This is a genomic window from Oleiphilus messinensis (assembly GCF_002162375.1).
GTDB lineage: Bacteria > Pseudomonadota > Gammaproteobacteria > Pseudomonadales > Oleiphilaceae > Oleiphilus > Oleiphilus messinensis.
Genome location: NZ_CP021425.1, coordinates 4,801,995 through 4,815,638 on the forward strand (window position 1 = coordinate 4,801,995; position 13,644 = coordinate 4,815,638).

Sequence of the window (13,644 nt, forward strand, 5' to 3'; positions counted from 1 at the left end):
TTTACAAAGCCAATTCAACATCATCAACAGGCTGACTGATACACAATTGCACCAGTTCAGCTCCGCCATCCGAAACCTGTCCGGTTAGAATATTCTGCACTCGGCCACCCAGCTTGCGACAGCTACACTGATGACACACGCCAGCCCGACAACCATGCACAGGGTTTAATCCTGCACCTTCAGCAATCTCTAACAACGTCCGACGATCACCAGGTTCCACAGACACCTCTGCCTGAGTTTGGCTAAATGCAACAGCCCTTGATGCCTGCCCGGACTCAGACACTTGCACATCAAGCGCGCGAGGAACACCGAAGAACTCAAAATGAATTCGCTCCGGGCTTACCCCTGAGTCCTTTAGTATCTGCTCAACACTTGTAATCATCTCGCCGGGCCCACAGATGTAATAATCGGGTTTTTCAAATTGTTCAGGCGCATATTGTTCAAGCAAGCGTTGAACGGTTTCCCGATCAAAATAACCCGATTCCCGCGTGTTCAAAAAATCGAAACTAAAATTCGACTTGGCCGACTCCAGCGCAGACAATTCGCTGCGGAACAGGTGATCCGAGCCGTAATAAAGCAACTTGACCGGTTTGGATTCGCCTTGATCAACAAGATCGGAAAGCATGCTCAAAATGGGCGTGATTCCGACCCCCGCTGCGATGAAAACCTTGGGTACGCCGTTGCGCTGGACAACAAATTCACCACAAGCCGCTGACAAAGAAACATAACCGCCTTTTTTTAATCCGGTCGCTAACCACGGAGTAACCACCCCCTGATCCTGCTCGCGAATAGTGAGCCGAACTGTTCCGGTCATCCGATAGGTCTCGGGAGAACTGCTGATGCTGAAACAACGCGTCAGTTTTGCTCCGTTTATTTCAACCGTCAGATTGATGTACTGGCCAGCCTGAAAGCCCTGCCATGATTGATCCGGACGCAAAGTCAACGAAACAACGCTACCCGATTCCCGACCAATATCCTTAATCTGTGCTCTGAAGCCATTTACTGTCCACCCTGGTAAATAACTCTGAATAAGCGGCTCAAAAAAAGCGCCCACTTGCTTGTGGTTACACAAAGCAAAGGACATCCATTCCGTAGTTTTCCGTAAACTCAATGACACGACGCAGTAACCTCCTGACAAAGTTGCTGTCAGCAAAAAATCTCCAAATTTCAGCGTACATTTGTACGCTATTTTTAAATTATTTTCAAATCAAAATTTTTTAATTTTACATTTATTCTTATTTTTCAATGTAGTGCAAATAAATTAAAGGAGCTGATATTTACAGCCGTACCATAAAACCAAGAAGACGAAGCAAGAAAAATAGCTTTTCAGAGCTAAATTGGCATTGAGAATCAATCAAGCAGGAAATAAACGAAAGGGAAAATTAATGAGAGGTAACCGAAAAATGAAAAACCCCTGCAGCAATGACAAGGGTTCGGCCAGCAAAAGAAAAGGAATGATAAAAAAGAGTTTTAAACAAAACGACGCTTGATCAAGTGGTCAAGAGACCAGCTCCCGGGTCCATAGACAATTAAAACCAGCAACATTGTTCCCCAGAAGTAGTGATCCTTAATGCCAGCAGCACTGATATCAGGATAGGAAATTGCCGCTACCCAATTCAGCACGAAAAGCGCTAAAGCCGAAATTCGCCCGAATAGCCCCAATACCAACAGCACCGGGAATATCAGCTCAGCAGCGGTCGCGGCATAAGCTGCCAGTTTAAAATTGATCAGGGGTACAGCGTACTCGTATTCAAACAATGCCAACGTGGAATCCCAGCTTTTAATCTTTGTCAGACCAGAGAGAAAAAAGACATACGCCACCCAACCTCTAAAAACCAGATTGACGACCGGTTGAAGCTTATCGACCAGGGAAATCCCACCAAGATAAGGCGATACCAAAATATTCATCGTTAACGGAGTCCTCTCTTTTCGTTACATTGCAATGAAGTGCAACGCCATCGTGTCTGTCAAAATGCATAGATCCAGGAGCTAAAAGACTGGGCATCAGTTTATACAAGCTAATCCAGTAAATTCGAGCATTCACCGGCTATTCTACTGCATGATCCGGAATGTCCACCCCACCAATCCAGCATTGGGTAACTGCAGAGACCAACAAGTCGCTCAGGTTTTCATCTGGAGCCACGTGCTCAAGAGCTTGCCCGATATCTTCAAGTGGCATCCTCGATTGCAAACCGGAACAAAACTCCCACTGACCTCGAGAAAGCGGAAGAATCTGCATTTGCAGCTCAACCCGGTGAATTAAATACCAATAAGATCCCTGATCCAGCTCAAATTCTTGATCAAACGTATCAGACTGATTTAATCGCCAAATCTCTCCGACCGGATAATTCGACGCCAATATTGCAAATGCTTCAGGAGGATAAAAGATAAGTCTCCCATGGCACTCAGCAGGCACCTCAGCCAAAACAGAAATGTCGAAGATTTCCGTCTCCGCACGGTGATAAACGCGGTGCCACAACCACTCCAGTTGTGCCACGTCGGGTAGATACGGATACTCGATTAATGCAGAACACGTGGATATATAACGCGGAAAATCCGCGCCATAATCATTCAGATTGGCGGAGCGGGACGGTGTTTGGCTAACATAGTCTCGCGCCATCTGGGCAAAAAAATCATTCCCCACCAATTTGAGAATAACAGGGAAAATCTGCTCAAGCGTTGATATCAATGTGCCTCGAACACTTCCTCGATATACCGCGAGTGAATCTGCAGCTGACAGGTTCCGTCCCGACTGGATAAACTGTCCCGCATCAACGGCTTCCCCTGACACCGCCTGCATAAACAAGGATTGTATTTTTTCCAGTTCATTAACGGACGTCATCGGCATTCACTCAAAGGGCTGCGTTGCCGAGACGGTAAATCATTAACCAGGATACGCTCCGCTTTTTGCGCTTCATGAAGCAATACTTCAAACGAGGGTATATTTGTGTCCCATTCAATCAGTGTTGGCAACGGGCCATACAATTCAATAGCCTGTCGGTACAAGCACCAGACACCCTCATGGATAGATGCACCATGGGTATCAAGCAGGTGCGTCCCCATATCTTCAAAACCAGCGAGATGGAGTTCCTGAATCGCATCTTTTGGTAAGCTTTGCAAATACATAATTGGATCAAATTGATGATTTTTCGCGCTCACGTAAATATTATTAACGTCACACAAAAGACCACATCCGGATCGATTCACGACTTCAGACACAAACTCCCATTCAGTCATGCAATCCGATTGATAAGTGAGATAACTTGAAACATTCTCGACAAGAATTTGCCGCCCGAGAAAATCCTGAACTTGTTCAATCCGGGATACGATGTGATCAAGTGCCTGGGGGCTATATGGCAATGGAAACAAGTCATTGCCATGAATTCCATTAACTGAAGACCAGCACAAATGATCCGAAACTTTGACCGGCTGAAAGTCGTTAACTAACGCCCTCAGCCGCTGCAAATACGCTTCATCCAATGGATCTACCGACCCTAAAGACAGTCCGACACCATGAAAGGTAACCGGATAACGCTTCGCGACTTCCCGTAGATGAAATAGCGGCAAACCGCCTGGCTCCATATAATTATCGGTTAGCGCCTCAAACCAGGGAACGTCAGGCTCGCCTTGCAAAATGTCCTGGTAGTGTTGAGCTCTTAAACCCAACCCAACACCCCGCAGTTCACCACTGGTTGCAAAACTATCAACCATGACGTGCTCCCTCTTGATAACACATGCTCAGGGGTTTCAGCCCTTGACTTTACCACCCACAATTTTGGCACAAGTTCCAGTTGGTACGTATACCCACTCTTCGGGATCACCATCTTTTGAAGCCTGACCAGCACAACTGTGACTGCTGGTTCCACAGTCATTCATTCCTGCCTTTACGACGCCCTGACACTTTTCAAAGCCTGGCTTTGCTGCTAATGCACTCCCTGCAGAGGCCATCATGCCCAATGCCAGAACACCCGCAATTGCAGTACTCGCCTTAGTTTTGTTTTGATCGCTCATTAATGCATCCTCTTCGTATACCTAACTCATTAGTGGAACTTGCCAAACCATGACTTTTTATTCACGGTTGCAACATAGACCCTTCAACTATCCTAAAAGTTCAATTAGCTCTCAGGAAATTGCGATGCTTTCCAATTGACCTTACGAAACCCCATGTAGACCATCGAAATTTTTTTCATCGCCACATTAAAAAAAGCAGATCTTGCGGACATGTCAACGCTTTTTATAGATGATCAAGCCTGATCTGCAGCCAATGCCTGTTTCTCACGATTCATTGCAGCTTGCAACGCAGGACGCACACCAATCGCTGCAAAATAGCGCTGTACATTTTTTTGAGTGATCGGTTGTTTGAATGCCATGCCCCAGGCCAGCGTATGCGCGACCAGAATATCTGCCGCACTGAAGTCCTGACCAACGATGAACGTGTGGTCGGCGAGGTGTCCATCAAGCAAATCCAGTGCTTTTTGAAACTCCCATACCGCTGTTTCACGAACCGCTGGTACTCTTTGCGCTTCTGGCAGGGCAAACTTGTGCTTGGCCATGGTCCAAAGTGGTTGTTCCAATTCACAAAGGGCAAAAAAGGCCCATTGCTGGTAGTGAGCACGTGCGGCACTGCCTACCTCCGGCACGAGGCCCCGGTCGGGGAATTTATCACCCAGATAGGTCACTATGGCTCCAGATTCGCTCAGCACCAAATCGCCATCCACCAGTACAGGCACTTTACCGGCAGGATTAATCGCGAGAAATTCTGCTGACTTGGACCCCCCCTTTACAAAGTTCACCAGCTTGTAATCGTAGTCTTGCCCCAGTTCCTCCAGCATCCAGGTAATGCGGGTTGAACGAGTATTGGGGTGTCCGTATACCGTTAGCATTTTATCAACCTCCAGTGATTGGAATTTTCCGACTTAATGAGCATCAAACATTTGAATATGATAACCACTTTGCAATGCATCCTTGAGCGGCTTATCTGCATTCACGACACGGGAGTCGTCCAACAGTTTTTGGCTAACATGTTTGTGTTTTTCGATTTTAATATCTTTAAAACCAGCTCGAATCAAATAAAGCTGGCACAGCTTTTCTGCTCCAAATAAGTCTTTAAAGCTAATGTAAACAATAAAAGGAACTTCTTGTCCCATCTGAATTCCATCCATGTCTTTTTTTGCAACTCCGGTTGCAGAGAAAACGTACATTGGCGAATGCCTCATTATAGTTTGTAATCGCGGGGTATGTTTCAGAACACAACCCAGGGGAGCTATCAGCAAAGTTACCCCAAAATAACGTGTGGTAAATAGCGCGACAAGTCCTGGGTGACCCATTGCTGATCCTCCCGAACCGATATCCCTGCAGGGACATCATCGACCAACCATGAGCCCACCAGTGTGAAGTTGTGTCCAAAGCGGGGCAACGGATAGTAAGCCTGATAGATGAATCCTTCTTCCCCGTATGGACCCGGTGTCCCCTGATCGAGCTTTCCTTCACTCAACATCGCCACATTTGCGCCTTCTCTCGAAAATATGGGTTTACGCACAAGTTTTGACTCTGTTGCACGATGCAGCTGATCCTCAAAATACGACGGTAATAAATTTGGATGCCCCGGAAACATACTCCACAGCTGTGGTAACAATGCTTTATTTGAAAGTACTGATTTCCAGAGTGGTTCAACAAATTTTGCACCGGACTGGGTAATGGCAGGTGCATACTCTTCTCTGAGCATAAACTCCCAGGGATACAACTTGAACATCAACTCAATGACTTGATCATCCAGATCGGTAAATGCACCGCCTGCATCGACACCTACGTCCTCAATATGAATAAATTGAGTCGGTATTCCTGACTCTACGGCACAATCCTCCAGATATTGAACGGTACCACGGTCTTCATCGGTATCTTTCACGCAGCTGAAATAGAAGTAGGGAGGGTATTCCCGTCCGCTACAGTAGTACTGGAATATCTCGCTGAAGCGTCGAACCAGTTTTTCCTGCAAAGAATTGAATTGATCACAATTCCTGTGCAACCGACCACGGTTAACATTGTCCTCCAACCAAAGCCATTGCCAGAAACCGGATTCATAAAGACTGGTCGGCGTATCAGCATTGTTTTCATACAACTTGGCGGGCTGAATGCCGTCGAAAGCAAAATCCAGCCTGGAGTACAAGCTGGGCTCACCCTCTAGCCATGAAGCCCGGATTGCATCCCAGAACAGCTCAGGTATACAAAACCGATGTAACAACTCTTCGTCATTGACAACTCGGTCGACAACCTGGAGACACATTTGGTGCAGCTCCGCCGTCGGATCCTCAATGCCATCTTCAATTTGAGAGAGAGAGAATTGATAATAGGCAGATTCATCCCAGTAGGCCTGACCATACATGGTATGAAATTTAAAACCAAACTCGTTGGCCTGCTCACGCCAGCCGGGCCGCTCTTGAATCGGAATGCGTAACACCTAGCCGCCCCAGCCTCCCGACTTGGAGCTTGACCCTCCCCAGGAGGATTTAGCCGCGACTTTAGAACCAAATCCACCACGGGAAATTGTTTTACTCACCTTCGGCTTTGGTTTGAAGGCCTTGGGATCCACCGTGACACGACGATCTTTGACTGAGCCATATCGGTAACCATCCGATGTAGTCCAATGGCCACGCATCGGCGAGTGATAACTGTAAGAGGTGAACATTGGCTGAGTACGATAATAATTAGGGCGATCCAACGCTTTGGCAAACAAAAAGCCCGCCATTGCGGGCATAAACCAGTCTATATTCGATTCAGATCGGTAGGAAATGCAGGTGTTTGCCCCAAATTCATCCTCACAATCAGATCGAGACAAATATTTAGGGGCAGCACTCGCCGCTTTGGCAAGCGCCTCCTGATAAGCTGTTTCACACTGTTCCTGCAACGAAGGGTTCTGAAGCTTGCAGTCATGCAGATTCCGATAGACCACGACTTCTTCCGTATCAGAACACGATGCCAACGTAACGCCTGCCAACGCCAGACATAGCGGTTTTGCCCGAAATCCAGGCTTGGCTCTGAATACGTTTCGCTCAGGCGTCGTTTTCCGCATTCGTTCGAGATTTATGAATCGTGTACGCTTCATGGGATCCTCCCTTGTAGGTCATACCGGATAATAGGTCAAGATTCTAATAGGTCATACAAGCCGCGTTGAGAATACCGACAGCGATCGAAAACCCGCCCAGAACAATTCCCGCAGACTTTTCGTTCTCGGTGATGCGCTGAACAATCTTGGGCATAAAAACAAACCGGATAATGGCAAATGCGAGAAGCTGGGCAATTAACGCTACCGCTGCCCAAATCCAGAAATCAATCAGCGATGCTGAATTTGCGGCTGCACTTCCCAGCGCGACAGAAAAGCCGAGGACAGCGCCCACCATGCCCAGTGCTGCCGCTTCATTTTTTTCCTCTTTAACCAACTTCCACTCATCGTGAGGCGTAACCAGTGTGTACAAAATCTTGAACAACATTAAGAGTATCAGGGAGGAAACGAAATAAATTGCAAAATTCCCCAACCCCAATAAAGAGTGCATTACCGCATCCATGAATAACTCCTGTTTTTATAAATCTAACGTTTAAAACCAATGATATTGAATAGCTGTAAACGACGATACCTTCAGACAGCCCGCAACAACAGTCAGTCGAAAAAGTACGATTCAGATTCAGCCAAGTGATCAGGGTGTGTTGACCCTAAGCAACGAATGACAGGTCTGCCGATTTCAGATTTATACCTGTCGATATGACGAGGAAACGATCAGGCCGGTAATCGACAATTTTTTCCTCGGCACTGACCAGTACAAATTCGGTCAAATACTCATCAACCTGCCTTTCATAAAGCATCACAAATTGATCTGTTTCAGCCGAACTTTGTTCAGAGGTGTAGGTTCTTTCAGTCATGGCAACGGGTGGTGACTCTGCTCCCGCGCCCCCCCAAACTCGATGGTAAACATTCCCCTCCAGTTCCCAGGTTTCCTGGCTCACGACATGCTTTAAAACATTGTCCCAGTCTGCATCGGAACCTACTGTTCTGGTTTCATAAAAATACCAAAGCTTCACATCTTCAATATTTGCTTCAGTCGTTCCACCATTCAGCAAAACCTGAATAAAACCGTCATCATCTGTGTAAAAACGCAAAAGCTTACTGTTTTGATCCAGCTTAACCTCACCTACAGCCTGTATCATCTGGGTACGTGCGGCCCCTTCAAATACGACTGAAGGCTCAACCAGCTTGAGCATCACATCATCAAGCTCTACGACACCGTTCAAGCGCAGGCCGATAATTTCCGGTACTGTTGAACCTGACTTGGTTTCTTTTTTTGTCCAACGACTAAACATGTGATGAGCTCCATTTAATCCCGTCAATTCGTTCATCCGCGATATAATAGAGCACCGTGCCAGGTGTGATCCGTGTATCGTTTGGCGGATTCACCTGAATTTTACCTTTGGCAGCAGAAATAGCAATGAGGGTTGCTTCGTACGTTTCTTTGAGCCAGACAAAAAGTGCTTGTGCGCTAATATCTTTCTCGCCGCAATAACGCAGCGAATATTGCGTCATCCCCTGCTCGACATTGAGCAACTCATGATGCAATAAACTCGATCCGGGATCCATCGCTGCTTTTACCAGCATTTCCAAATCAACAGACGGCGTACATTCAATATTGGGGCAATGAATTTTAAGCAGGTCACTCAAACTTTCATCCTTGAAGTACGCAATCATGTGGGCCTCTGGATTCCGGCTCTTGCAATACAGTGCGGCCGTCATGGTCACATCATCAGCAGGCGTATCGATAATCACAACAGAGGCTCGCTCCAAACCCGCGCGCGCCATATCCGGCTCGGAATTGTAGCTTTCAACCTTCACAAAGCCAATTTGCTCTGGCAACGGGTTCTCGATGTCAGACTTTGTGCATAAAACAATTGGCTTGGTTTCCCCTGCCCCCTGCTGCTCTCTCAACAACATACGAATCAGTTGCAGCGTTCGTTGCTCATACCAGCCGATGACCAGAATATGGTCTGCGATATCCAGTGTTTTCAATCCTCTGACCCCTTTTTTCCACTGCGTAGATGCCCAGGCAGCGACGCGCCCGATCAACAATGCAAACAACCCCAAACCAAATGGTATGACAAAGAAGGACACAAACCATTTACCGACAAGCGTCGATGGCGATAAATCACCATACCCGACAGTAGATGCCGTAACGACCAGCCAATAGGGGAATTGTTCCAGTGACAACAAAGCATCTTCGCCTGCTGCCCAGAGTACTGCGTAGGTGAAACCAACATACAGTAGCAGGTACAGCGCCACACCGTACCATCGCAAATCCATAAAATTTTTAAGAATTAACCTTTTGATTTTCTGAATCAACACCATTCCATTTATCTCTGCTTCAGGCGCATCTCATCTATTTTACGGGCATACCGTATCTCTGCACGTAATTATAAAGGTATAGTGTGCTTGGGCCTTTACTGCAAGAGAGGGTTGAATCGCTTCAACAGCTTTACCAGGTACATAATTTTGATATCAGAAAGTTGTCGGTAGTCAAAATAAGGGCACACAATAACCCGATGGTCATCGTTAACCCAAAATTCCGGCGTCAACTGCTCGAAAGAAATACCCAACCCCAGAGATTCCGCCCATGTTCGCCCGGTAATAAGACGCACAGCCTGATTTGATTCAGCACAATTAAAGGTTTTGATCGTCGGCGCTGAAAACATCAGTGCCGTTCCGGATGCAGATTGCAAAAGCCGATGATCCCGCCAATCCTGCCAACATCGATAAGCAAGTGGATTCAAAGAAAACATCAACTTTGCGTAGACATTGAATACTTTGCGCCAATGATTTCCCGTTTGCGCAACAATGGTATCTATTTCGCCAGAAGTAAATGGTCTGATTCCAATCGGCACCTCATATCCGGACACAGGGATTCGGTTGCCAATATGAACTGCCAAGGTGTAACGCACATCACCATAACCAGCAGCCTCAGGTGCCGTATTTTTGCTCACCAAAACCTCAACTTTTCAACTGTCCTCATTTTTCGGAGCCGCCCTCAACTACCCCATCAATCCGCGACTTCCGGCATACATCAGGCCAGCAATGATAGCGAGACTACCCAATAGAAAAAAGTCGCTATAAAACCAGATACGACTCCACTGAGCATTCAACCATTGCGCCCTGTACCATTGCCAGGTAACTAGCAAGCGTATCAGCCAAATCCCCCCCGAAACGGAAAATAATATCAAGCTCGTTTGAATCCAGAAACTCGTCCAGGGAATGTGATAATAATCAAGCAGGCAGTTGCCAGACCAAGGTATTACGATTACGGCAGGAATAACGCAAACCAACTCCAGCAGAAGCAAGCGACTGGCAATCGATTTGAGGCCGCTTACACCTTCCCGTCGTTGCACGGTTGTGACGCAAATTCCCCCATACAATCCGACCCAAACAAGCACCAATGGCGCGCTCCAGTGCACCAAGGTGCAGGCTAGCATTTTTTCTCTGCTGATGGATCACAATCGACAGCATCCGAAGTCTCATCAAGCAGGCTCGCTTTCAGCTGAGCCGCCGCACTGAAGTCGAATTCCGTTTCCTCCCCCAGTTGCTCCATATCATAGCGTATGCCACAACCGGCTTTAACCGTGCGAGCCGTATTCACACTTCCCCAATCCGGCAAATTCTCATCATCACTCTTTTTCATAACCCACTCCGATTGAATCGATAAACAGCAGCATACCAAAAGGCCGTCCCCGGACACGCTCAAATTTAAATAGACTCGAAAGTAAAATTCTGTGCCTCCCAGCCTATCATGATACGTTTGCGTTCCGCACCCCAGCGGTATTGATGAAATTCACCGTTGCTGCGAATCACCCTGTGGCAGGGAATCAGATACCCAATTTGATTCCGGGCAATTGCCCCCGCTACAGCGCGGGATGCCGAAGGCATGTTCAGCGAAGCCGCAACCTGCTGATAGCTGGACAGATTACCTTCCGGAATACGGAGCAGAGCTTCCCAAACCTTCAACTGAAACGGGCTACCTTTAAGCAATAATTTCAGCGATGGCATTGCCTTGGCTTCGGAAATTTTCGACCCTGGAGCGGGAAATATAAGATCGGCATATGACGCAATATAAGAATCATCGTGACTGAAACGAGCTCGCGGCCACTCCGATACTAATTCGGCCTCGTGGAATTCTCGTTGCTCAAGCGAGTCCAAAAATGAGAGTTTACAGACACCTCGATCCGTTGTTGCAATCAGACACTCGCCAAAAGGAGAACTGAAATATCCGAATGTAATCTTCAAACCGTCCCCCAAACGTTTATACTCGCCCGGCGTCATCCCCTCACAGGTCACCATAAGGTCGTGCAATCGACCTGTACCGCTCAATCCACAAGCAAGAGCAGAATCCAGAACGGGTAAAGACGCCAATCTTTTCTTGGCATACTCTTTCGTTAAAAACTTCAGATACTGTTTGGGCGACAATCCCACCCACTCGGAGAACAAACGCTGTAAATAGAATTCACTGTACCCCATGTAAGCGGCCAGATCGGATAATTTGGGCTGCCTCTGCTGGTGCCGAACAAAATACTCAATCGCGACAGCAACCAGATGATACTGCTGGGATGATGTACTGGATTCGGGTTCAGATAACATAAACATGCTCTCCCAGCGCTATTGCTTTAAGACGCACCGTGTTGAGCGGTAAACCTTTCATGGCTTCGGTCCTCGTTCCTGTATTGAACAAACCACGCCCCGCAGTCTTTGCTTGAACCTGTTTCAGATCCAACCAAGATTAAAAGATGGAGCATGAATACGCCCTGACAGCCTATTCAATTATCGCAGCAACGGCGACCCGAAACTTGCCCATCAACGATCATGCTCTACTGGGTTCGATTAACACAGGCCAGAACCAAAGCCCAAAATTCAGAAAAGTCGTTTACAACCACGTCCGGTTTATGGGGGAAACGAGATGTTCCGGGAAATATTTTCTGCAACCAGGGAAGATCCCATTGTGCACCATTGAAAAAAACACTGGTAATATTTGTCGCTTTCGAGGCGATGGTATCCGTTGTGCTATCTCCGACATACCAGACTGCGGGCGTATCTGCATAGCCCACACGCTCTATTGCTAATAACAATTGATCGGGATGGGGTTTTCGTTTCAGCGTGTCATCACCACACACGGCGGTATCAAACAGGTGGGCCCAGCCGGTATCCTCCACAGCGGCGAGCTCATGTTCAAAGAACTCCCGGTCACGATTGGTAATGACCCCGACATGCAATCCCAAGCGCCGAATCCCCTCAAGCATCGCCCGGACCTGAGGTTCGAATGGCAATACCGTACCGAAATGATTACGGTAGTGATGATTAAACGCTTTATGGGCGATTTGCTTTGCTTCCTGATCCTCACCGAATAACACTTCAAAAATATCAGTGCGGGATATTTTTCGATCCGCTTTAATTTTGGGGTGTAGCTGCCGATAATTCTTAACGTGTTCGACCAGCTTCGCGTCTTCAGGTGATTTACTTTGCTCGGGTTTGATCAAGCGGTTCATCAGTCCCAAGGATTCGAGCTGCGGCAACATATCATCAACGGCGTGATACATCGCATCCAATGTATCGACCAATGTCGCATGCCAGTCAAACAGAATCAGCTCGGGAGGAGTAAGTGTCGCGACAGCAGGATGCCAATCAGGCTCTACCCGCGGTGGGGGCGGCGCTCGTCGGGGAAAAGCCCGGGGTCTGCAGGCGTCCACGGCACATTGAAATCGGCCCGGCTCACGTTGATCCAACGCCATCAGCACATCGATGAGCTCTTCGAAACTGTCGACCACGGCAGCGGGTGCTTCAGGATTCTTTTCTTTTTCCGCAATAATCCGATCGATCCAGCGCTCTTCCCAATGGGCACCGTTGTAAAAAATTCGTGTCACCCCGGCATTAAACGCTGTGACCATATCGGTATGACTGTCGCCCACATACCAGACTCGCTCATCACAAGGCACCCCTAATCGGGCAACGGCCTGATGAATAACGTCAGGATCAGGTTTGTATTCCTTCACATCATCCGCACAGACGGTTACGTCAAATAGCGATTGCCATCGTCCATCATCCACCAGTTGGATTTCCTGATCCAAAAACTCCCGACTACGATTGGTCGCCACACCGATTCTTAAACCGAGTTTTTTCAGGCAGCTTAAGTACTCAAACACCCCATCCTGGAAGGGCTTTACCTCCCCATAGTGCGAACGATAACAGCGGTTGTAGGCATGGTGGGCGGTGCGTTTTGCTTCAATATCCTGGCCGAATATTGCATTAAAGATCTCAGTACGTGAGACCCGTCGTTCGGCCAGAATTTTCGGATGTAAACGCCTGAATATGCGAATATAGCGTACCAGTTTCGCATCGTCCTGAGTTCGACATTGCTCCTCGGCGATCAGGCGCCCAACTAAATCGAGACTCTCCAGCTGTGGCAGCATTTCTTCCATGGTCAGGTACATCGCATCCAGCGTATCGACCAAAGTGCCATGCCAATCAAACAGTATGACATTGGGGAAAGTCAGCTCATTCACCAGATAAATGGGTTCTGAATTCATTGCCTACCCTCTTCAACAGTTTACGGTGATTTTCGACAC

At 47.6% G+C, this 13,644-nt stretch carries 17 protein-coding genes; all 17 read right to left on the reverse strand.

Features of this window, described 5'->3' with window-relative positions:
- Window position 1 precedes the first annotated feature (1 nt).
- A complete protein-coding gene (locus tag OLMES_RS20725; protein ID WP_157678428.1) occupies window positions 2-1,117 on the reverse strand; it encodes a flavin reductase family protein in 1,116 nt (371 codons plus the stop codon).
- A gap of 353 nt (window positions 1,118-1,470) precedes the next feature.
- On the reverse strand, window positions 1,471-1,908 hold the full coding sequence (locus OLMES_RS20730; protein WP_087463019.1) for a DoxX family protein: 438 nt from the start codon (window positions 1,906-1,908) through the stop codon (window positions 1,471-1,473).
- A 139-nt stretch (window positions 1,909-2,047) separates the two neighbouring features.
- A complete protein-coding gene (locus OLMES_RS20735) occupies window positions 2,048-2,842 on the reverse strand; it encodes an HvfC/BufC N-terminal domain-containing protein (protein ID WP_157678429.1) in 795 nt (264 codons plus the stop codon).
- Window positions 2,839-3,711: an MNIO family bufferin maturase gene (gene bufB, locus OLMES_RS20740; protein WP_087463021.1), complete on the reverse strand. Its 873-nt coding sequence runs from the start codon at window positions 3,709-3,711 to the stop codon at window positions 2,839-2,841. Before bufB ends, OLMES_RS20735 begins: the two co-directional genes overlap by 4 nt.
- Before the next feature lie 36 nt (window positions 3,712-3,747).
- Window positions 3,748-4,011: a BufA1 family periplasmic bufferin-type metallophore gene (locus OLMES_RS20745; protein WP_087463022.1), complete on the reverse strand. Its 264-nt coding sequence runs from the start codon at window positions 4,009-4,011 to the stop codon at window positions 3,748-3,750.
- 233 nt (window positions 4,012-4,244) lie between these two features.
- Window positions 4,245-4,883 (reverse strand): glutathione S-transferase family protein, encoded by a 639-nt coding sequence (locus OLMES_RS20750; protein ID WP_087463023.1) that lies wholly within the window; start codon window positions 4,881-4,883, stop codon window positions 4,245-4,247.
- Between the two features lie 33 nt (window positions 4,884-4,916).
- Window positions 4,917-5,327: a hypothetical protein gene (locus tag OLMES_RS20755; RefSeq protein ID WP_198343064.1), complete on the reverse strand. Its 411-nt coding sequence runs from the start codon at window positions 5,325-5,327 to the stop codon at window positions 4,917-4,919.
- On the reverse strand, window positions 5,276-6,457 hold the full coding sequence (locus tag OLMES_RS20760; protein ID WP_087463025.1) for a glutathionylspermidine synthase family protein: 1,182 nt from the start codon (window positions 6,455-6,457) through the stop codon (window positions 5,276-5,278). The genes OLMES_RS20755 and OLMES_RS20760 overlap by 52 nt, the downstream gene beginning before the upstream one ends.
- The gene (locus OLMES_RS20765; RefSeq protein WP_087463026.1) at window positions 6,458-7,102 is read right to left on the reverse strand and encodes a DUF1190 domain-containing protein; all 645 of its coding nucleotides are present in this window, start codon (window positions 7,100-7,102) and stop codon (window positions 6,458-6,460) included.
- A gap of 43 nt (window positions 7,103-7,145) precedes the next feature.
- Window positions 7,146-7,562 (reverse strand): DUF350 domain-containing protein, encoded by a 417-nt coding sequence (locus tag OLMES_RS20770; protein WP_087463027.1) that lies wholly within the window; start codon window positions 7,560-7,562, stop codon window positions 7,146-7,148.
- Window positions 7,563-7,707: 145 nt separating this feature from the next.
- Complete coding sequence (locus tag OLMES_RS20775) at window positions 7,708-8,352, reverse strand: YjfK family protein (RefSeq protein ID WP_087463028.1); 645 nt, start codon at window positions 8,350-8,352, stop codon at window positions 7,708-7,710.
- Window positions 8,345-9,343 carry an ion channel gene (locus OLMES_RS20780; RefSeq protein WP_232465159.1) on the reverse strand — a complete coding sequence of 333 codons (999 nt, stop codon included), beginning with the start codon at window positions 9,341-9,343 and terminating at the stop codon, window positions 8,345-8,347. Before OLMES_RS20780 ends, OLMES_RS20775 begins: the two co-directional genes overlap by 8 nt.
- A 137-nt stretch (window positions 9,344-9,480) precedes the next feature.
- Window positions 9,481-10,020 (reverse strand): DUF6942 family protein, encoded by a 540-nt coding sequence (locus tag OLMES_RS20785; protein WP_087463029.1) that lies wholly within the window; start codon window positions 10,018-10,020, stop codon window positions 9,481-9,483.
- A gap of 48 nt (window positions 10,021-10,068) precedes the next feature.
- Window positions 10,069-10,506, reverse strand: coding sequence for a hypothetical protein (locus OLMES_RS20790; protein ID WP_087463030.1), 438 nt, complete (start codon window positions 10,504-10,506; stop codon window positions 10,069-10,071).
- Window positions 10,500-10,712 (reverse strand): hypothetical protein, encoded by a 213-nt coding sequence (locus OLMES_RS20795; RefSeq protein ID WP_087463031.1) that lies wholly within the window; start codon window positions 10,710-10,712, stop codon window positions 10,500-10,502. Before OLMES_RS20795 ends, OLMES_RS20790 begins: the two co-directional genes overlap by 7 nt.
- Before the next feature lie 65 nt (window positions 10,713-10,777).
- Window positions 10,778-11,665, reverse strand: coding sequence for a methylated-DNA--[protein]-cysteine S-methyltransferase (locus OLMES_RS20800; protein ID WP_198343066.1), 888 nt, complete (start codon window positions 11,663-11,665; stop codon window positions 10,778-10,780).
- A 227-nt stretch (window positions 11,666-11,892) separates the two neighbouring features.
- A complete protein-coding gene (locus tag OLMES_RS20805) occupies window positions 11,893-13,605 on the reverse strand; it encodes an HAD family hydrolase (RefSeq protein ID WP_087463033.1) in 1,713 nt (570 codons plus the stop codon).
- Window positions 13,606-13,644 lie beyond the last annotated feature (39 nt).